Origin of the sequence: Aerococcus agrisoli (assembly GCF_003797145.1) — a bacterium.
In the GTDB taxonomy this organism is placed as follows: domain Bacteria; phylum Bacillota; class Bacilli; order Lactobacillales; family Aerococcaceae; genus Aerococcus; species Aerococcus agrisoli.
This window is the reverse complement of record NZ_RKMG01000026.1, coordinates 1-17,776: the sequence shown is the minus strand read 5'-3', so window position 1 is coordinate 17,776 and position 17,776 is coordinate 1. Positions and strand designations below refer to the sequence as shown.

At 41.3% G+C, this 17,776-nt stretch carries 20 protein-coding genes and 2 riboswitches; of the genes, 19 read left to right on the top strand and 1 reads right to left on the bottom strand.

Going from position 1 to position 17,776, the window contains the following annotated elements:
- The 19 genes from EF384_RS07630 (at window position 1) to fabV (ending at window position 16,519) form a co-directional block, all read left to right on the top strand.
- Window positions 1–648 (top strand): adenylate kinase, encoded by a 648-nt coding sequence (locus tag EF384_RS07630; protein WP_123780836.1) that lies wholly within the window; start codon window positions 1–3, stop codon window positions 646–648.
- A 133-nt stretch (window positions 649–781) separates the two neighbouring features.
- Entirely contained in the window at window positions 782–985 is a 204-nt protein-coding gene (gene infA / locus EF384_RS07625; RefSeq protein ID WP_439647011.1) for a translation initiation factor IF-1, read from the top strand.
- A 31-nt stretch (window positions 986–1,016) separates the two neighbouring features.
- Window positions 1,017–1,130 carry a 50S ribosomal protein L36 gene (rpmJ, locus tag EF384_RS07620; RefSeq protein WP_004262605.1) on the top strand — a complete coding sequence of 38 codons (114 nt, stop codon included), beginning with the start codon at window positions 1,017–1,019 and terminating at the stop codon, window positions 1,128–1,130.
- A gap of 32 nt (window positions 1,131–1,162) precedes the next feature.
- Window positions 1,163–1,528 (top strand): 30S ribosomal protein S13, encoded by a 366-nt coding sequence (gene rpsM / locus EF384_RS07615; RefSeq protein WP_094517808.1) that lies wholly within the window; start codon window positions 1,163–1,165, stop codon window positions 1,526–1,528.
- A 22-nt stretch (window positions 1,529–1,550) separates the two neighbouring features.
- Window positions 1,551–1,940: a 30S ribosomal protein S11 gene (gene rpsK / locus EF384_RS07610; protein WP_094517809.1), complete on the top strand. Its 390-nt coding sequence runs from the start codon at window positions 1,551–1,553 to the stop codon at window positions 1,938–1,940.
- A 65-nt stretch (window positions 1,941–2,005) separates the two neighbouring features.
- Entirely contained in the window at window positions 2,006–2,950 is a 945-nt protein-coding gene (locus EF384_RS07605) for a DNA-directed RNA polymerase subunit alpha (protein WP_123780834.1), read from the top strand.
- 25 nt (window positions 2,951–2,975) lie between these two features.
- Complete coding sequence (gene rplQ, locus EF384_RS07600; protein ID WP_123780832.1) at window positions 2,976–3,356, top strand: 50S ribosomal protein L17; 381 nt, start codon at window positions 2,976–2,978, stop codon at window positions 3,354–3,356.
- A 435-nt stretch (window positions 3,357–3,791) separates the two neighbouring features.
- On the top strand, window positions 3,792–5,705 hold the full coding sequence (locus EF384_RS07595) for an acyltransferase family protein (RefSeq protein WP_123780830.1): 1,914 nt from the start codon (window positions 3,792–3,794) through the stop codon (window positions 5,703–5,705).
- Between the two features lie 111 nt (window positions 5,706–5,816).
- The gene (locus EF384_RS07590) at window positions 5,817–6,245 is read left to right on the top strand and encodes an OsmC family protein (RefSeq protein ID WP_123780828.1); all 429 of its coding nucleotides are present in this window, start codon (window positions 5,817–5,819) and stop codon (window positions 6,243–6,245) included.
- An 81-nt stretch (window positions 6,246–6,326) separates the two neighbouring features.
- Window positions 6,327–6,451: riboswitch (FMN riboswitch) on the top strand.
- A gap of 136 nt (window positions 6,452–6,587) precedes the next feature.
- Entirely contained in the window at window positions 6,588–7,430 is an 843-nt protein-coding gene (locus tag EF384_RS07585; RefSeq protein WP_123780826.1) for an energy-coupling factor ABC transporter ATP-binding protein, read from the top strand.
- Window positions 7,406–8,332 (top strand): energy-coupling factor ABC transporter ATP-binding protein, encoded by a 927-nt coding sequence (locus EF384_RS07580; protein ID WP_123780870.1) that lies wholly within the window; start codon window positions 7,406–7,408, stop codon window positions 8,330–8,332. Before EF384_RS07585 ends, EF384_RS07580 begins: the two co-directional genes overlap by 25 nt.
- Window positions 8,322–9,110: an energy-coupling factor transporter transmembrane component T family protein gene (locus EF384_RS07575; RefSeq protein WP_123780824.1), complete on the top strand. Its 789-nt coding sequence runs from the start codon at window positions 8,322–8,324 to the stop codon at window positions 9,108–9,110. Before EF384_RS07580 ends, EF384_RS07575 begins: the two co-directional genes overlap by 11 nt.
- Window positions 9,111–9,176: 66 nt before the next feature.
- A complete protein-coding gene (truA, locus tag EF384_RS07570) occupies window positions 9,177–10,022 on the top strand; it encodes a tRNA pseudouridine(38-40) synthase TruA (protein WP_123780822.1) in 846 nt (281 codons plus the stop codon).
- A gap of 120 nt (window positions 10,023–10,142) precedes the next feature.
- Window positions 10,143–10,922: a type I 3-dehydroquinate dehydratase gene (gene aroD / locus EF384_RS07565; protein WP_123780820.1), complete on the top strand. Its 780-nt coding sequence runs from the start codon at window positions 10,143–10,145 to the stop codon at window positions 10,920–10,922.
- 306 nt (window positions 10,923–11,228) lie between these two features.
- Window positions 11,229–11,343, top strand: a riboswitch (FMN riboswitch).
- A gap of 277 nt (window positions 11,344–11,620) precedes the next feature.
- Window positions 11,621–12,730: a bifunctional diaminohydroxyphosphoribosylaminopyrimidine deaminase/5-amino-6-(5-phosphoribosylamino)uracil reductase RibD gene (gene ribD, locus EF384_RS07560; protein WP_123780819.1), complete on the top strand. Its 1,110-nt coding sequence runs from the start codon at window positions 11,621–11,623 to the stop codon at window positions 12,728–12,730.
- Between the two features lie 2 nt (window positions 12,731–12,732).
- Window positions 12,733–13,344, top strand: a complete 612-nt coding sequence (locus tag EF384_RS07555; RefSeq protein ID WP_123780817.1) for a riboflavin synthase — start codon at window positions 12,733–12,735, stop codon at window positions 13,342–13,344.
- 34 nt (window positions 13,345–13,378) lie between these two features.
- The gene (locus EF384_RS07550) at window positions 13,379–14,572 is read left to right on the top strand and encodes a bifunctional 3,4-dihydroxy-2-butanone-4-phosphate synthase/GTP cyclohydrolase II (protein ID WP_123780868.1); all 1,194 of its coding nucleotides are present in this window, start codon (window positions 13,379–13,381) and stop codon (window positions 14,570–14,572) included.
- Between the two features lie 31 nt (window positions 14,573–14,603).
- Window positions 14,604–15,065, top strand: coding sequence for a 6,7-dimethyl-8-ribityllumazine synthase (ribH, locus tag EF384_RS07545; protein ID WP_123780815.1), 462 nt, complete (start codon window positions 14,604–14,606; stop codon window positions 15,063–15,065).
- Between the two features lie 254 nt (window positions 15,066–15,319).
- Window positions 15,320–16,519, top strand: a complete 1,200-nt coding sequence (gene fabV, locus EF384_RS07540) for an enoyl-ACP reductase FabV (protein ID WP_123780813.1) — start codon at window positions 15,320–15,322, stop codon at window positions 16,517–16,519.
- Window positions 16,520–16,927: 408 nt separating this feature from the next.
- Here fabV and gloA read toward each other — a convergent pair whose 3' ends face one another.
- Window positions 16,928–17,311, bottom strand: a complete 384-nt coding sequence (gloA, locus tag EF384_RS07535) for a lactoylglutathione lyase (protein WP_094519095.1) — start codon at window positions 17,309–17,311, stop codon at window positions 16,928–16,930.
- Window positions 17,312–17,776: the final 465 nt, after the last annotated feature.

The window sequence follows — 17,776 nt, the reverse complement described above, 5'->3', positions numbered from 1 at the left end:
ATGAATATTATTTTAATGGGTTTGCCTGGTGCCGGTAAAGGTACACAAGCAGCGAAAATTGTTGAAGATTACAAATTTCCACATATCTCTACTGGAGACATGTTTAGATCTGCAATTTCTGAAGGTACTGAATTAGGTAAAAAAGCGAAGTCATTCATGGATGACGGTAGCTTAGTACCTGATGAAGTTACTAACGGTATTGTTGAAGAAAGACTTCAAAAAGAAGATACACAAGCTGGTTTTATGTTAGACGGTTTTCCTAGAACTGCCGTTCAAGCACAAGCACTTAGCGACATCATGACTCGTTTAAATCGTGACATTGATGCTGTTATCTACTTAGATGTGCCAACAGAAACATTAAAAGAACGTTTATCAGGACGTATTATCTGTCGTAACTGTGGTGCAACGTACCACAAAGTTATGAACAAACCAAAAGTAGATGGTGTATGCGACGTATGTGGCAGCCACGACTTCTACCAACGTGAAGATGACAAACCTGAAGTTGTTGAAAATCGCTTAAACGTGAATGCAGAACAACAAAAACCAATTTTAGATTTCTATGAGGCAGAAGGTAAGCTTTATCGCATTCCTGGTGATATCGGTATTGACAATGTTTATGCTGAGATCAAAAAGATTTTAGATAAATAATTATTGTTGCTTTCACTCTCTAATTATGGTAGAATATTCGAGTTGACTGAACATTTCGTTTTTCTATCCTATATCAATTAGTGATTAATCGAAACAACCACCATTAGGAGGAAACACTTTGTCAAAAGAAGATATGATTGAAATTGAAGGTACTGTAACTGATACATTACCAAATGCTATGTTTAAGGTACAACTGGAAAACGGATATGAAGTTTTAGCGCACATTTCAGGTAAAATGCGTGTAAACTACATTAAAATTTTGCCAGGTGACCGTGTAAAAGTTGAGATGTCTCCATATGACTTGACGAAAGGTCGTATCACCTACCGATTCAAGTAATGTAGAGATATATAATCGAGGAGGTATAACTGTGAAAGTAAGAGCATCTGTAAAACCAATGTGTGAACATTGTAAAGTTATTCGCCGTAACGGTAAAGTTATGGTTATTTGTTCTAATCCAAAACATAAACAACGCCAAGGCTAATTAAAGCTAACAAAAAAGGAGGGTTTTCGTAAATGGCTCGTATAGCAGGAGTAGATATTCCACGTGAAAAACGTGTTGTTATTGCCTTAACATACATCTATGGTATCGGTAATACAACTTCTAAGAAAATTTTAGCTAACGCTGAAATCTCTGAAGATACTCGTGTACGTGACTTAACTAACGATGAGTTAGACCGTCTTCGTGCAGAGATTGACACAATCAAAGTTGAAGGTGACTTACGTCGTGAACGTGCTTTAGACATCAAACGTCTACAAGAAATCGGTTCATACCGTGGTATCCGTCACCGTCGTGGTTTACCAGTTCGTGGTCAAAACACTAAGAACAACGCACGTACGCGTAAAGGTAAAGCAATCGCAATTCAAGGTAAGAAAAAATAATCTAAAAGGAGGTTAATACACTATGGCAAAACGTCCAGTTTCACGCAAACGTCGTGTGAAGAAAAATGTTGAAACAGGTGTGGTACATATCCATGCAACATTCAACAACACTATCGTTATGATTACTGATGAACATGGTAATGCTATTTCTTGGTCATCTGCAGGTGCTTTAGGATTCAAAGGTTCTCGTAAATCTACTCCTTATGCTGCACAAATGGCTTCAGAAGCTGCATCTAAAACAGCTATGGATCATGGTATGAAATCTGTTGAAGTATCAGTTAAAGGCCCTGGTTCAGGTCGTGAATCAGCAATCCGTGCTTTACAAGCAGCAGGTCTAGAAGTTACAGCGATTCGCGATGTAACACCTATTCCACATAATGGTTGCCGTCCTCCAAAACGTCGTCGTGTTTAATCGATTGATGAACTTGGATATGCGATGATACATTTCTCACGTTTTGAAAGGGGTAATTTGTCGATATGATCGAAATTGAAAAGCCAAATATTGAGACAATTGAAATTAACGACGATAGTAAATTTGGTAAATTCGTTGTAGAACCATTAGAACGCGGCTATGGAACAACCCTAGGTAATTCATTACGTCGTATCTTGTTGTCCTCTCTACCAGGTACAGCAGTTACATCAATCCAAATTGACGATATTTTACATGAATACTCTACTGTCCCAGGTGTACGTGAAGACGTTACTGAGATCGTATTGAATGTAAAACAATTATCATTAAAATTGTATGACGTGGAAGAAAAACAAGTAGAAATTGACATCACAGGTCCAGCTGAAGTAACAGCTGCTGATATTATCGCTGATGCTGATTTCGATGTTATGAATCCCGACTTACATATTTGTACTTTAGAAGCAGGCGCTCATTTCCATATGATTATGAACGTTAAAAACGGACGTGGTTTCGTTCGCTCTGAACACAACAAATCGGATTCTATGCCAATTGGTGAAATTCCAGTAGATTCAATCTACACTCCAATTTCTAAAGTAAACTATCAAGTTGAAAACACTCGTATTGGGGAAATCAACGAATACGATAAGTTAACAATGGATATTTGGACAGATGGAACCATCTCACCCGAAGAAGCATTGAGCTTAGCGGCAAAAATCATGACAGAACATTTAGAAGTATTTGTTAACTTAACTGACGAAGCTCGTCAAGTTGAAGTCATGGTAGAAAAAGAAGAAACACAAAAAGAAAAAATGCTTGAAATGACTATTGAAGAATTAGACTTATCAGTTCGTTCATACAACTGTCTAAAACGTGCAGGCATCAATACTGTTGAAGAATTGACTAACAAATCTGAACCAGAAATGATGAAAGTACGTAACTTAGGTCGTAAATCTCTTGAAGAAGTTAAAAACAAGTTAGCTGCTCTTGACTTAACATTACGTCAAGAAGACTAGTACATAATAAAGGAGGATAATGACAATGGGTTACCGTAAATTAGGTCGTACAAGCTCTCAACGTAAAGCTATGTTACGTGACTTAACTACTGATTTAATTATCAACGAACGTATCACTACAACTGAAACTCGTGCGAAAGAAGTACGCCGTACAGCTGAAAAAATGATTACTTTAGGTAAACGTGGAGATTTAGCTGCTCGTCGTCAAGCAAACCAATTCGTTCGTAACGAAGTTGCTGATGTTCGCGCTGAAGGCGATGACATCGTAGTAGAGTCTGCTTTACAAAAATTATTTAATGATCTTGGTCCTCGTTACGCTGAACGTCAAGGTGGATACACTCGTATCTTGAAAACTGAACCTCGTCGTGGCGATGCTGCACCAATGGTTATTCTTGAATTAGTTTAATTAAACTTTAGTGATGTATAAAACGGGGTGTTATGATGATGGTTGGTGGTAACATTCACCTTCCAAGTCTAGCTCTATCTACTCCTAGCGCGAATTAGCTCGCTAGGAGTGGAATATATCCGTAAGTCATATAAATAAAATCAAGGCCAATTCATTTGTATGAATAATTGGTTCGGCATATGTGTGATATTGACCAGAAATGTTGGTAGTAAGCATATGTGCTTTTTTTATTTGAGAAAGTGGTTGGGGCTAGGGCTCAACCACTTTTTTGTTTGTCTACTATTGTCTTTATGTCAATTTATAAATAATTAATAAGTTTTTTGACATGCAGGTTCATTTTATAAGGCAAAAATTATATAATGAGAATGCTTGTGTTGTACGGTTTTTCAAGATTTGAATGATACGTGCACGCCATTTCAATGAGAGGCGACGATAATGAAGAAAAAGCTATACTATACCCAATTTGATACAATTCGTTTTTTTGCCATGTTAGCAATTATTCTTTATCACTATTTAACCCACCGTGTGTCGGGTGGTTTTTTAGGGGTAGATGTGTTCTTGGTTTTATCTGGTTTTCTTGTGACAAGTCAGATGGAAGCAAAATATGAACAGGGAATAAAGGAACCATATTTTAAAAAATTATGGTCTCGGATCCGAAAATTGTGGTGGCCAATGCTGATTATATCTTTGATTGGACTAACGTTCTTGCTGTTATTCAGACGGCAGTTGTTAGTGAATATAGGGATTAATTTGGCATCATCCTTGTTATTTATGAATAACTGGCACCAAATTTTTTCAGGATCTTCCTATTTTGCCAATATGCTACACCCGTCGATTATGACGCATTACTGGTATGTTGCAGTATATATGCAGTTTATGGTGATATGGCCAATATTCTATGGCTTATCTCGTCGTTTTACGAAATCTAAACAACAATCGGGATGGGTCATGTTGGGGGCAGCTGTTTTATCTGCTATTTTGATGGCTGTTTTATTTAAACCAGGCGCTGACCCTTCCCGTGTGTACTATGGTACTGATACCCGTTTCTTTTCAATTGCGCTTGGTGGGGCAGCGGCACAATTAATTGATGTCGATGTGCTGAATAAAAAATTGAGCGATAAGATGGGCCGATGGGGACATTGGGTAATCGATTTGCTTTTGGTCGCTTTATTGGGCATTTTGACCTGGGCGACCATGCATCTGACTGATTCGCAACCATTGACCTATTATGGGGGCATGTTTGCCTTTAACGCCTTGTCAGGCATCCTCATAGCCCTACTTACCTTCCCGGGCTCCTGGGTGGCTTATTTGCTCAAATTTAAACCTCTACGATGGCTAGGACAGCGTACTTTCCATATGTACCTATGGTATTACCCAATTAATGTCTTGTTCCACATGGTGCCAACAAGCCAGAACTGGTTTACCGGTAGCATTTGGCCACAAATACTTTTAATTATGGTATTGGCTTGCTTATCTTATGCTTTGTTAGAAGAGAAAAGATGGACGGTGCCAATTTTTAATCAAGCTCGTAACGAGAAACCGGGACATGTGGTGAGCCAATTGAAGCAAGTCTTCAAAAAGCAAACGCCTATTCTGACAAAGGTTTTGTTCGTGGCTTTTGTGTCCATTTTTATCGGTGGTGCAACAGCAGTTGCCATTTCAAAACCGGCTGAAAATGTAACGGTGGAAGAAAAAGCTGCGGCTGATCAAGCCAAGAAAATTGAGGAACAAAATAAGAAACGTGCCGAGCAAGCGAAGAAGGCAGATCAAGGTTTAGCCGCCTATAAACAAGATTTAACGGCTGAACAGCTCGCTTACTATGAAGGTATACCTGCTGAGCAAGCACGATTTGCTTATCAATTGCCGGTGACATTTGTTGGGGATTCCTTGATGGTTGGGGCATCAGATGGTTTATATACCTTGTTCCCGAATGCCATTGTGGACGCCGTAGTTGGCCGTCAGATGTATAAAATGGCTGGTTATATGACTAGCCTAGCTGAGCAAGGCATGTTGGCAGACACGGTTGTGGTTGACTTAGGTGCCAATGGTGGCTTTACGCAAGACCAATTGAATGCCTTTTTGGATGAGATTGGTCGTGATAAAAACATCTTCTTGATCAATAGTCATGTCGACCGTCCATGGACAGCGGATGTGAATGCAACCTTAGCGAAAGCTGCAGCCGATGAATCGGACAGTGTCTACTTGTTAGATTGGCATAGCTATTTTGCTAACGACGAGAATGCAAGTAGCTGGCTTGGGACAGACGGTGTGCATTTTAACCCAGAAGGCGACCAAATCTGGCTACAGTTTGTCACTAATGGGATCTACCAAATTTTGGGCAAATCATAATCATGTAAACATAGGGCGTTTGTTCTTTCTACGGAAGGAGCAAGCGCCTTTTTTATTTGCTTTCTGGGGGGTATAATAGGCCTATATAAGACAAATAAGGAGTGACCGACAATGGCTGAAGATCAATTATTGTATACAACCCGCGTGCATAACGATGAAGGGTTAAAGGGAACGGCATGGGTAGAAGGACCATATGGTTTAAAAGTGGAAACCTCTAGTCCATTAAAGACGGATGAACCAGGTACCAATCCAGAGCAATTGATGGCTTTATCATGGGCGACATGTTTGAATGCAACGATTGAAATTGCCTTGAAGGGTCGCGGGCAAAATGATGTGAAAAGTGAAGTGGTGATTGAGGTTAATTACAAGAAGAACCTTGAAACGACCATTACTTATTTTGCTTTCGATGTAGACGTGTATGTGGCTTTACCACAAGCAGAAGCAGAGGCTTTAGTAGCAGCATCCGAAAAACGTTGTCCTGTTTCACAAATTCTTGAAAATTATCCGCATAAAACTGTGCGTGTTCACGGGCAAAAATAGGGCTTGAAAATATAGGTGTCTTGACACTTATTCGTTGCTTTTAAGGCGGTATTTTAGTAGACTTAGGTAATGTTAATAGCAACATGTCTTCAGGGTAGGGTGAGAGTCCCAATCGGCGGTAAAGTCCGCGAATTGCTGCAACTGCATGCGATCGAACTAGTGAAATTCTAGTACCGACTGTTATAGTCAGGATGGAAGAAGCGTATATACTAGGAATGAGTGTTTTTGTGTCCTCATTTACTAGCTGACCACGTCATCAACCTCTTCCGAGCATCTGGAAGAGGCTTTTTTATTGAAAAAATTCAGGAAGAATCTAAAAAATGAAATAAGTGAGGTTATCATATGTCCAATCCAATCATCGAGGTTGAAGGATTAACATTTCAATATACACAGGCAGACGATAGGTTAGCCATCAATAACCTGTCTACGACCATTTATGAGGGTGAGTGGCTTGCAATTATCGGCCATAATGGGTCAGGTAAGTCTACCTTTTCTAAACTACTTGTAGGTCTTTTAGAAGCGAAAGCTGGCACCATTAAGGTGGACGGACAAGTCTTATCCCTAGAGACTTTATGGGATATTCGTAGCAAGGTAGGGTTGGTCTTCCAAAATCCGGATAATCAATTCGTTGGGGCGACGGTTGAGGACGACGTAGCGTTTGCCTTGGAAAATCAAGGGATGGCCTATGAAGAAATGCATGCACGCGTTGAAACAGCTTTGAAACGTGTGAAAATGTGGGAATTCCGCGATATGGAACCAGCTTCTTTATCAGGTGGTCAAAAACAACGTGTGGCCATTGCAGGTGTGATTGCCTTAGAGCCAAAAATCATGATTTTGGATGAATCTACATCCATGCTTGATCCAGAAGGTCGTGAAGATTTAATGGAAGTTGTACGCGATATTAAACAAGACCGCAATTTAACTGTTATTTCGATTACACATGATTTAAACGAGGCAGCGGAAGCTGACCGTATGTTGGTCTTCAAAGAAGGTACGATCCTTAAAGAAGGCACACCGGCAGAGATTTTTACCTATGGCAACAAGCTAACTGAAATTGGCTTAGATGTGCCTTTTGCAGAACAATTAAAGACTGCCTTAGCAAAACGCGGGGTAGCAGTACCGAGTGAATATGTAGATGAAGAAGGGTTGGGTGAATGGTTATGGAAATCGTCTTTAAAAATGTAGGCTATACGTATGGGCTAGGTACGCCATTCGCATTCCAAGCTTTAAGAGACATCAATGTCACCATTCCACATGGTTCCTATACAGCTATTATTGGGCATACAGGGTCTGGTAAATCGACCATTACCCAACATTTAAATGCTTTGATGCAACCAACTGAAGGCCAAGTCCTTATTGGGGACAAGGTGATTTCAGCTGGGACCAAGGCCAAAGATTTGAAGGCTATTCGTCAAAAGGTTGGGATGGTTTTCCAATTCCCAGAAGGCCAATTGTTTGAAGAATCAGTGATTAAAGATGTGATGTTTGGCCCAATGAACTTTGGTGATAGTGAAGAAGTAGCCCGTCAAAAGGCTGAAGAGGCACTAGAAGATGTTGGGATTGATCCTGAATTATTTGAACGTTCACCATTTGAATTATCTGGTGGGCAAATGCGTCGTGTCGCAATTGCAGGTGTGATTGCGATGAAACCAGAAGTGTTAGTGTTAGATGAACCAACAGCTGGTCTAGATCCTAAAGGTCGGATTGAAATGATGACCATGTTTGATGAACTATATAAAAAACAAGGTTTAACCATTGTACTCGTAACGCATCAAATGGAAGATGTGGCGACTTATGCAAATCACGTGATTGTGATGGATGGTGGTACAAGTGTGAAAAAGGGTACCCCTGCTGAAGTCTTCGCGGATGCTTCTTGGCTACAAGAACATCAATTGTCTTTACCGGATGCTGCTGATTTTGCCACAAGATTACAAGCACAAGCAGGTAAATTCTTGTGGGATTCTGCAGATGATATGCCACTAACTGTCGATGCATTAGCTGATTTATTAATGGCAAAATTTGATTTACCAATGGCGGATGCGCCAAGTAACTTAGAGAAAGGAGACCAAGCAATCGATGAAAGATAATTTAATTATTGGCCGGTATATTCCCGGTAATTCCATCATGCACCGTTTTGATCCACGTTTAAAATTAGTGGGTCTAATCGTCATGATGCTCTTGGTCTTCGCGGCAACAACGGTGGCCACAAATATTATTATGATTGTGGCTGTCTTGGCCTTGGTGCTGATGTCAGGTATTTCTTTAGGCGTATTCTTAAAAGGACTGCGGCCGATGATTGCCATTATTATTTTCACAGTAGCACTACAAATCTTGTTCACGCATACGGGTGACGTGATTTGGTCATGGGGCTTCCTAGCCTTAACGACGGGCGGGTTGACCAATGCGGCTTATATTTTTGTCCGTTTCTTGTTGATTATTTTCTTATCGACGATTCTAACGTTGACGACACAACCTTTGGCCATTACAGACGCTATGGAATCCTTGTTGAAACCTGTGAAAAATATTATCCCTGTCCATGAGATTGCTTTGATGTTGTCAATTGCCTTACGCTTTGTGCCAACCTTACTAGAAGAAGCTGAAAAAATCATGAATGCCCAACGTGCGCGTGGGGTTGATTTCTCTGAGGGAAACATTGTTCAACGGGTGAAAGCTTTTATCCCGGTATTAATTCCCTTGTTTATTTCTGCCTTTAACCGTGCTTATGATTTGGCAACGGCCATGGAAGCACGTGGCTACCGCGGTGGCGAGGGTCGTTCCAAGTATCGTCTATTACACTGGGAAAATATTGATACAATAGGGGCTATTGTGTTGGTGATTCTGACGGTTGTGATGATTGTCTTGTAGGTCTGATGACCATGCAGGCATAAAACAGGCGTTAGGTACTTTTCAAAGATAGAAGGAGGGCAAGTTTTGCCAAGATTTAAAGCGGTTGTACAGTATGATGGCACGCCCTTTGTTGGTTTTCAGGTTCAGAAGAATGGTTTGTCGGTTCAGGAGGCGCTTGAGAAGGCGCTAAAGTTGATGTCTAAAGGGCATGTGATTCCGGTGGTTGGTTCGGGTCGAACTGATTCGGGGGTTCATGCGCTGGGTCAGGTGATCCATTTTGATTATCCAGGGGAGATTCGTGAGGATGCGGTGTTGCGGGCGATGAATTCGATTTTGGATGATGCGATTCGGGTGATTTCGGTGGAACGGGTGGAGGATGATTTCCATGCGCGTTTCCATACGAATGGGAAGCAGTATATTTATAAGGTGGATACGTCACGTTTTCCGTCGCCGTTTACGCGCCAGTTTATGTACCACCATCCTTATAAGACGGATGTGGACCGGATGCAGACGGCCTTGAATGATGTGATTGGTGTGCATGATTTTCAGTCTTTTTGTTCGACGAAAACGGATAAGACGAATTTTGTGCGTGAAATCTATCGAGCTGAGGTGACGGCTGATCCGGATGCGGAGACTTTGACGTTCTTGTTTGAGGGTTCGGGCTTTTTATATAATATGGTGCGGATTCTGGTGGGCACGTCTTTGCAGATTGGTGATGGCTTACGGCCGGTGACTGAGATGCAACGTTTGCTTGAGGTGAAGGATCGTAATGAGGCTGGCCCCACAGCGGCTGCTCACGGGCTTTATTTAAATAAGGTCTACTACCTTAACCCTGAGGAGCGACGGGCTGTAAATGAAGCGTATTTGGCTTATAAGGCTGGTTTAGCTAGTGACCAAGACGATTTTCTGCCTGACGATGCAGAAGATTAATATTTTATTTGAAATTTATATAGCTTAAATCATAAAAACTCGATACAATAAGCTAAGTAGCTTGTATCGAGTTTTTTTAGTAATACGTAATTTGTAAGCGTAACAGCAGAAGGAGCCAGTATGAATAGTGTGAAAATAGGACCAATCCGCTTGGGCGAAGGCAAGCCCAAAATTATCGTACCCATCACAGAAGAGACAGATATGGATATTCTTGACTGTGCCAATTTTTATCGCCGTCAACCTGGTGATATTGTGGAGTGGCGTTTGGATTTCTATGAGGATTTTTCAGACTATGAGCGTTTAGTAGAACTCTGCAAACGTGTGAAGACGACGATTCAAAAGCCTTTGTTGGTGACTTTTCGGACATTAGGTGAGGGCGGGGAAGCTTCGATTGGTAAGGGCCAATATGTGGAAATGTACCGCCGTATTATCCAAACAAAAGCGGTCGATGCGATTGATATTGAGTTTGATCGTGGCCAAGACATTTTGGATAATTTGATTCCTTATGCCCATAAATACAAGGTGAAGGTGATTGTGTCGCACCATGATTTTATCAAGACACCGAGTGAGAAGGCTATGATTGAGAAGTTGCGCGCAATGGGTCAAACTGAGGCGGATATTTGCAAGATGGCCGTGATGCCACATGATACTGCAGATGTTTTGCGCTTGATGACGGCAACCCACCAAACTTCGACGATTATCGATCAGCCATTGATTACCATGTCAATGGGGGCAATGGGCCGTGTGACAAGGGTTGCGGGTGAAGTGTTCCATTCAGTAGCGACTTTTGGTGCCATTGAAGGAATGATTTCTGCGCCTGGTCAGATGGATGTTGAAGCCATTGAGGATATTATGATGGAATTGTCGCTAGAGGAAGATCCGTTTGATGATGACTATTAAGATGTGAAAAAGAAAGTCGCTGCCAAAGTAGCGGCTTTTTTTGTTGTTGGGTGGGACTTTTATTGCTAAATAGTATACTTTTCGGCAATGAGATGATTTATCTTCTTTCATTCGTTTCCTTTTTGCGAATATGTAGAATGATACCAATGCAATGCTAAAGTCAGTAAATATTGCTATCGTCTAAAGCATATTTTTTTGTATGGTAAAGACTATTGATTGGGGATTGTTCACGATTGATCGTTTTTCCAAAGTGAAAAGTTGTTGACATGGAACTGCTTATAAACTATATTGAGTTTATAAAAATTAAATAGTCTTCAGGGCAGGGTGCAATTCCCGACCGGTGGTATAGCCCACGAACCGAAAGGTAGATTCGATTAGATTTCGAAGCCGACAGTACAGTCTGGATGAAGAGAAGACATCATAAAGAATTTTAAAGATTTACAAGGCATCGTCTTTTGACAAGCTTAGTTTCTTTGATTTATATTCTTTTAGCATCGTATATTATACAAGTGATTGTGTAAGCCCTGGAATGAATTTTATTCCAGGGCTTTTTCTATACTATGAGTTTATTTGGTGAATATTTTTATTCATTTGCCATTCTGATTAGTAACTTCATTTGATAAGTCATAGGATGTATCACCAAAGCCCTGATAATTTTAATCAGGGCTTTTTTATTTTGCAAAAGGAGGTTGCTTGGAATGACGAATGAAACGGATGAGTATTATATGGGCTTGGCTTTGGCTTTAGCGAAAAAGGGCCGCGGTCATGTGGCCCCCAACCCAATGGTAGGTGCTGTGATTGTAAAAGACGGCCATATCATTGGGCAAGGCTACCATGAACAATACGGGCAGGGGCATGCGGAAGTGAATGCCTTTCGTTCAGCAAGTGAGGATGTAACAGGGGCAACGATTTACGTTACCTTGGAGCCATGCTCGCATTACGGAAAGACGCCACCCTGTGCCGATTTGATTATTGAGAAAAAAGTAAAACGTGTAGTTGTGGGTGCCCTTGACCCGAATCCTTTGGTTGCAGGACGGGGCATTCAAAAAATCGCCGATGCTGGTATTGAGGTGACTACTGGAGTATTGGCAGATGAAAGTCGACAATTAAACGAGGTTTTCATGAAGTTTATCACCACTAAGCAACCCTTTGTCGTACTCAAAACAGCCATGAGTTTGGATGGAAAGATTGCAACTGCAACGGGCGAGTCTCAATGGATTTCAGGCGAGGCATCGAGAAAGCAAGTGCACGCGGAACGTGGGTATTTGACGGGAATCCTGGTTGGCATCAATACAGTGTTAAAAGATAATCCACGGTTGACTGCACGATTACCCAATAGCAAAAATCCTACACGCATCGTGGTGGATAGTAGTTTACGGATACCCTTTGATCGACATATTTTACAAGATCAGGATGAAGCACCAACGATTATTGTCACGACTGATAAGGCAGACCCTGATAAAATTGCAAGCCTGACGGAAAGAGGTATTCGGGTCATTGTTGTGGCATCGTATCAAGCTAGGGTGGATTTACAAGCGGCCATGGCAGAACTTGGGGCACTGAATATCGATAGCATTTTGCTTGAAGGTGGGGCTGAGTTAAATTATGCAGCTTTAGCAGCGGGCATTGTGGATAAAGTGCAATTTTATATTGCCCCTAAATTGATTGGTGGTGCATCGGCGCCCACACCAGTTGCTGGTGCAGGTATTGCGCATTTGGCTGATGCTTTGCCAATTACCAATATGAGAACGCAGATGATTGGCGAAGACATATTCGTTGAAGGCTATATAAAACGAGAGGTGGTATAAAGATGTTTACAGGCATTATTGAGGAAATAGGCAAAGTAAAAGCAATTCAAAAAGGCGAAAAATCATCTATTTTGACGATTGCAGCGAAGACGGTATTAGCGGATACCATTATTGGTGACAGTATTTCAGTGAATGGGGTATGTCTTACAGTGACTGACCTAACAGCCGATGCTTTTCAAATGGACGTGATGGCGGAAACCTTGGATCGTTCTAATCTGGGGCAATTAGCAATTGGTCAGCAATTGAATTTAGAGCGGGCTTTGAATTTGGAGAAACGACTTGGTGGTCATATCGTTAGCGGTCATATTGATGGGGTCGGTACTATTGAAAGCTTTCGTCAAGATGACAATGCGGTATGGGTGACTATCTCAGCAAGTCCCAATCTCTTGCGCTATATCATTGAAAAAGGCTCCATCGCCATTGATGGTATTAGCCTAACGGTAGCTAGAGTGGATGAAGTATCTTTTGCGGTTGCGATTATCCCGCATACTGCGGAAGAAACGATTTTATTAAAGAAAGCCGTTGGTGATACCGTCAATTTAGAATGCGACTTGATTGGTAAATATGTTGAAAAATTGTTGGGGATTGGTACTTTTTCCCAAGTAAGCAAATAGGAAAAAGGCGCAGGCAATGAAAGGAAGTAACGCGATGTTTAATACAATTGAAGAATTATTAGCAGATTTAAAGGCGGGGAAAAATATCCTCTTGGTAGACGATACGGACCGCGAAAATGAAGGGGATTTAATCTGTGCAGCGGAATTTGCGACGCCAGAGAATATCAATTTCATGGCAACACACGGTAAAGGACTTATTTGTATGCCAATGTCTAAAGCCTACACCAAGAAATTGGGCTTACCAGCCATGACCATAGAAAATACGGATAATCACACGACAGCCTTCACCGTTTCAATCGACCACAAGGATACCTTAACTGGTATTTCAGCATATGAACGTTCACTGACAGCCATCCAAACAATCGCTGAGGATGCGCGTCCAGAGGATTTCCGTCGACCAGGCCATATGTTCCCGCTTGAGGCGGTTGATGGTGGGGTACTTGTTCGTAATGGACATACTGAAGCGACCGTTGACCTTGTACGTTTAGCGGGTATGGATCCAGTTGGTCTATGCTGTGAAGTGATGAAGGAAGACGGGACTATGGCGCGTCGCGATGACCTGTTTAAAATGGCTGAAGAACATGGTTTGAAAATTGGGACCATCAGCGATTTAGTTGAATACCGCAAGGCGAATGAACAGTTGGTAATTCGCGAATCTAAAGCCAAATTGCCAACAGCTTACGGTGAATTTGACATCTATGCTTACGTCAATGCGATTACGGGTGACCACCATGTGGCCTTAGTAATGGGTGATATTAATGACGGTGAACCCGTATTGACACGGATTCATTCAGAGTGTCTGACAGGCGACGTTTTCCATTCGATTAAATGTGATTGTGGTCAACAATTAGAAGCGTCATTACAACAAATTGCGGATGAAGGTCGCGGGGTGCTTTTATATATGAGTCAAGAAGGCCGTGGGATTGGTCTAGTCAATAAAATCCGTGCCTATGCTTTACAAGATCAAGGCTACGATACGATTGAAGCTAATTTAGCGTTAGGCTTGCCTGTGGATATGCGTGAATATTATGAAAGCAAACAAATGCTAGATGACTTAGGTGTAACGCGCATCTACCTAATGACGAATAATCCCTTAAAACTAGAAGGTATGGAACACTATGGCATTAAAATTGAAAAACGCATTCCTATCCAAATGCCTGTTTTTCCAGAAGATCAAAATTATTTAGAAGTAAAACGTGTGAAAATGGGTCATCTTTTAAATTACTAAAAAACTGAACATCAGAAAAGGAGCAATATATATGAAAACATACGAAGGTAAATTAGTGGCACAAGATTTGAAAATTGGGATTGTAGTTGGACGCTTTAATGATTTTATCGGTTCAAGATTATTGAATGGGGCGGTTGATGCCCTAACAAGACACGGTTTAGAAGAGGACGATATTGAGGTAGCGTGGGTACCAGGTGCTTTTGAAATCTCAGTAGTTGCGCAAAAAATGGCTGCTTCGAAGAAATACGATGCTATTATCACTTTAGGGGCGGTTATCAAGGGGTCAACAGCACACTTTGATTACGTATGCTCGGCTGTTACAAGCGGTGTGAACCAAGCAGGCTTGACTACTGGAGTGCCCGTATTATTCGGTGTCTTGACGACGGATACGATTGATCAAGCGATTGAACGTTCTGGTACAAAGGCCGGCAACAAAGGTTATGATGTTGCGGTTGCTGCTATTGAAATGGCCAACCTCTTAAAACAGCTATAAGCTTTTTATAAGCAATCATTTTTAAAAAGAGCCATCAATGTCCGCTTCTATTAAGTAGAAGGGTATTGATGGCTTTTCCCCTTTATTGTGAATTTCATCAGACTTTTTACAAGTATAAAATGCCACTGTGTTTCAATGAGTGGTGGTCATAGTAATAAATATCTTTACTGCTAGTTTTCTAAACTATATAATAAAAGGGTGAATGTATTTTTCCAATAACTACGATATAGATATAATGAATTAGGAGAACGATTATGACTGTGAAAATTGAGGCGAAGATGCGCGGTAATGTGCTTGTTGGGGTGAATCCGATGGGCTTGAAGCAAGAGGTGGCGAACCAGATTCAATATGTGAAGGCTCAGGGGACTTATGCTGGGCCGAAGAAGGTGCTGGTGATTGGTGGGTCGTCTTCGTACGGGCTTGCGAGCCGGATTAATTTGGCTTTTGGTGCAGGTGCGGATACGATTTCTGTCTCACATGGTGGAGGGCCACGGACGCCTAAGAATCTTGGAAAGCCGGGTTGGTATAATAATATTTTTTTCCGTGAAGCGGCTGAAGCTGAGGGCTTGATTGCTAAGAATGTGATGGCGGATGCCTTTTCAAATGAGGCCAAAGCGCAAGTGATTGATTTCATCAAGAATGAGTTTGGGGGCAAGGTGGACTTTGTCGTTTACTCGCTTGCTTCTGGTGTACGGACGGATCCTGCAACGGGAGAAACGTATCATTCGGCCATTAAAGCGATTGGTGAGCCGGTTGTGGGGCCAAATGTGAATTTGCAAAAGGAAACCTTCTTTGAGCAAGTGTTGGAACCAGCGACGGATGAAGAAATTGCCAATACGGTCAAGGTTATGGGTGGCGAGGACTGGCGTTTATGGATGACGGCTTTGCGTGAGGCCGATGTCTTGTCTGAAGGTGTGCAAACGGTGGTCTACTCCTATCTTGGGGCTGAATTGAATGAGTCTTATTATAATAAGGGAACGTTAGGTCGTGCGAAAGCAGATTGCGACCGTTTTGCGGCATTGATTAATGAGGATTTGGCGCCATTAAAGGGTCAAGCGACAGTTGTGGTGGCTACGGCGGTGACCACCAAGGCTTCATCAGTGATTCCATTTTTCCCAGTATATTGTTTAGGACTGTACAAGGTCATGTCAGATGCAGGCTTACACGAAACGCCAATTATGCACATTGACCGCATTTTCCGCGATATGATTTATGGCGATAATGCCGTATACGATGAAGCAGGCCGAATGCGTCCGGATGCATGGGAATTAGATCCAGATATTCAAGCGAAAACAAAAGCCTTGATTGAACAGATCAACCAAGATAATTTCAACACAGACTTTACCGCGTGGAATATCTTTATGCATGAATTCCTAAACCTGAATGGCTTCGATGTCGATGGTTATGTGGAAACACCGGTAACTTTCGAAGAATTGGCTAGTTTAGAAGCTTAAATAGAAACAGCCCAACTAAGCAGACGCTCGGTTGGGCTGTTTTTTGCTGTTTTTAGATTGAAGTGGGGGNNNCTAAGCAGACGCTCGGTTGGGCTGTTTTTTGCTGTTTTTAGATTGAAGTGGGGGAAAGCTGAACCACTTTTGTCACACTCTATAAAACGTGCTCCATTAGGCAACCCACTGCCCACTTCAGATGACCTTGCACCACACTGCGTGCGCTGCGGCAGTCATCTGCCACTGGTTGTGGGCTAAACGTCTCATGTCACACTCTATTAAAACGTGTTCCAAAAGTGAGCTTTGGACTGCGTTTCAGAAAAATCCATCAATCCCAAAGTGGGGGCTTGCTGTTCATTTTCTTTCAACGTTCCAAAGCTGAACCACTTTTGTCACACTCTATATACTTTAAATTTAGGCTTTTTCGCGTTTTACTTCTATACGATAACCATCTGGATCAGTAACAAAGAAGTAAGTTGGGTTACCATCTGTTAAGCCTTTTAATTCACCAGTTTCATATGGAGAAGCCTTACAAATTTCGTGCATAGCCTCTAAATCTTCGACTGTGACACCTAAGTGACTGAAGCCATCACCGATTTGGTAAGGATCTGCATCATAGTTATAAGTTAACTCGATTTGTACGGGTGAACCAGGAGAATTTAAATAGATTAAATCAAATTTTTTCTCCGGAAAATCTCTACGACTAGCAATTTCAAAATCAAAAAGATTAGTGTAAAAATCTAAGGTTGCATCGATATCTCTCACGCGTAAGCAAATTTCTACAAGTGTTTGTTTCATTTATATCATCCTCCATCATTTACTAAGTCCATTCTAACATGAATGTATTTTAGACTCACCTCATAACCCATGACTGGAAAGAGGTATCTAGTAAGAAATTTAGACAAAGAAGTTTGAGTCAAAAATAAAGGAGAAATACCGATGGATAGTTATCCTACCCATGTTGAGAAAACTGCGATTAGAGAATGAACCTGCCATTCTATAATTTTAGGCGTTTTTACCAAGAATAAATTGCGGTTTTATAAAATATGTCATTTTTTTATGGCATATATTCCCATTCTTGACAGATTTTATTATTTATAAAGAACAAGCCGCCATTTAATAACTTTGGTCATTTATTTATAATATGAAATTTTATACTATAAAATTTCGCATTATTTTCTAGTATCAAGAATTATTCTATAATGAGCTCGTTCACAATACAGCAAAAGGGGTTGGAACTATGAAACCCTACCGTTAAACTGA

Excerpts from the sequence above, each read along its gene's own strand:
- ribH (WP_123780815.1), top strand. The coding sequence starts at position 14,604 with ATGAAAACATACGAAGGTAAATTAGTGGCACAAGATTTGAAAATTGGG.
- EF384_RS07580 (WP_123780870.1), top strand. The coding sequence starts at position 7,406 with ATGGAAATCGTCTTTAAAAATGTAGGCTATACGTATGGGCTAGGTACG.
- EF384_RS07585 (WP_123780826.1), top strand. The coding sequence starts at position 6,588 with ATGTCCAATCCAATCATCGAGGTTGAAGGATTAACATTTCAATATACA.
- EF384_RS07555 (WP_123780817.1), top strand. The coding sequence starts at position 12,733 with ATGTTTACAGGCATTATTGAGGAAATAGGCAAAGTAAAAGCAATTCAA.
- infA (WP_439647011.1), top strand. The coding sequence starts at position 782 with ATGATTGAAATTGAAGGTACTGTAACTGATACATTACCAAATGCTATG.
- EF384_RS07590 (WP_123780828.1), top strand. The coding sequence starts at position 5,817 with ATGGCTGAAGATCAATTATTGTATACAACCCGCGTGCATAACGATGAA.
- gloA (WP_094519095.1), bottom strand. The coding sequence starts at position 17,311 with ATGAAACAAACACTTGTAGAAATTTGCTTACGCGTGAGAGATATCGAT.
- EF384_RS07605 (WP_123780834.1), top strand. The coding sequence starts at position 2,006 with ATGATCGAAATTGAAAAGCCAAATATTGAGACAATTGAAATTAACGAC.
- EF384_RS07550 (WP_123780868.1), top strand. The coding sequence starts at position 13,379 with ATGTTTAATACAATTGAAGAATTATTAGCAGATTTAAAGGCGGGGAAA.
- EF384_RS07575 (WP_123780824.1), top strand. The coding sequence starts at position 8,322 with ATGAAAGATAATTTAATTATTGGCCGGTATATTCCCGGTAATTCCATC.
- ribD (WP_123780819.1), top strand. The coding sequence starts at position 11,621 with ATGACGAATGAAACGGATGAGTATTATATGGGCTTGGCTTTGGCTTTA.
- rpsK (WP_094517809.1), top strand. The coding sequence starts at position 1,551 with ATGGCAAAACGTCCAGTTTCACGCAAACGTCGTGTGAAGAAAAATGTT.
- EF384_RS07595 (WP_123780830.1), top strand. The coding sequence starts at position 3,792 with ATGAAGAAAAAGCTATACTATACCCAATTTGATACAATTCGTTTTTTT.
- fabV (WP_123780813.1), top strand. The coding sequence starts at position 15,320 with ATGACTGTGAAAATTGAGGCGAAGATGCGCGGTAATGTGCTTGTTGGG.
- rplQ (WP_123780832.1), top strand. The coding sequence starts at position 2,976 with ATGGGTTACCGTAAATTAGGTCGTACAAGCTCTCAACGTAAAGCTATG.
- rpsM (WP_094517808.1), top strand. The coding sequence starts at position 1,163 with ATGGCTCGTATAGCAGGAGTAGATATTCCACGTGAAAAACGTGTTGTT.
- EF384_RS07630 (WP_123780836.1), top strand. The coding sequence starts at position 1 with ATGAATATTATTTTAATGGGTTTGCCTGGTGCCGGTAAAGGTACACAA.
- aroD (WP_123780820.1), top strand. The coding sequence starts at position 10,143 with ATGAATAGTGTGAAAATAGGACCAATCCGCTTGGGCGAAGGCAAGCCC.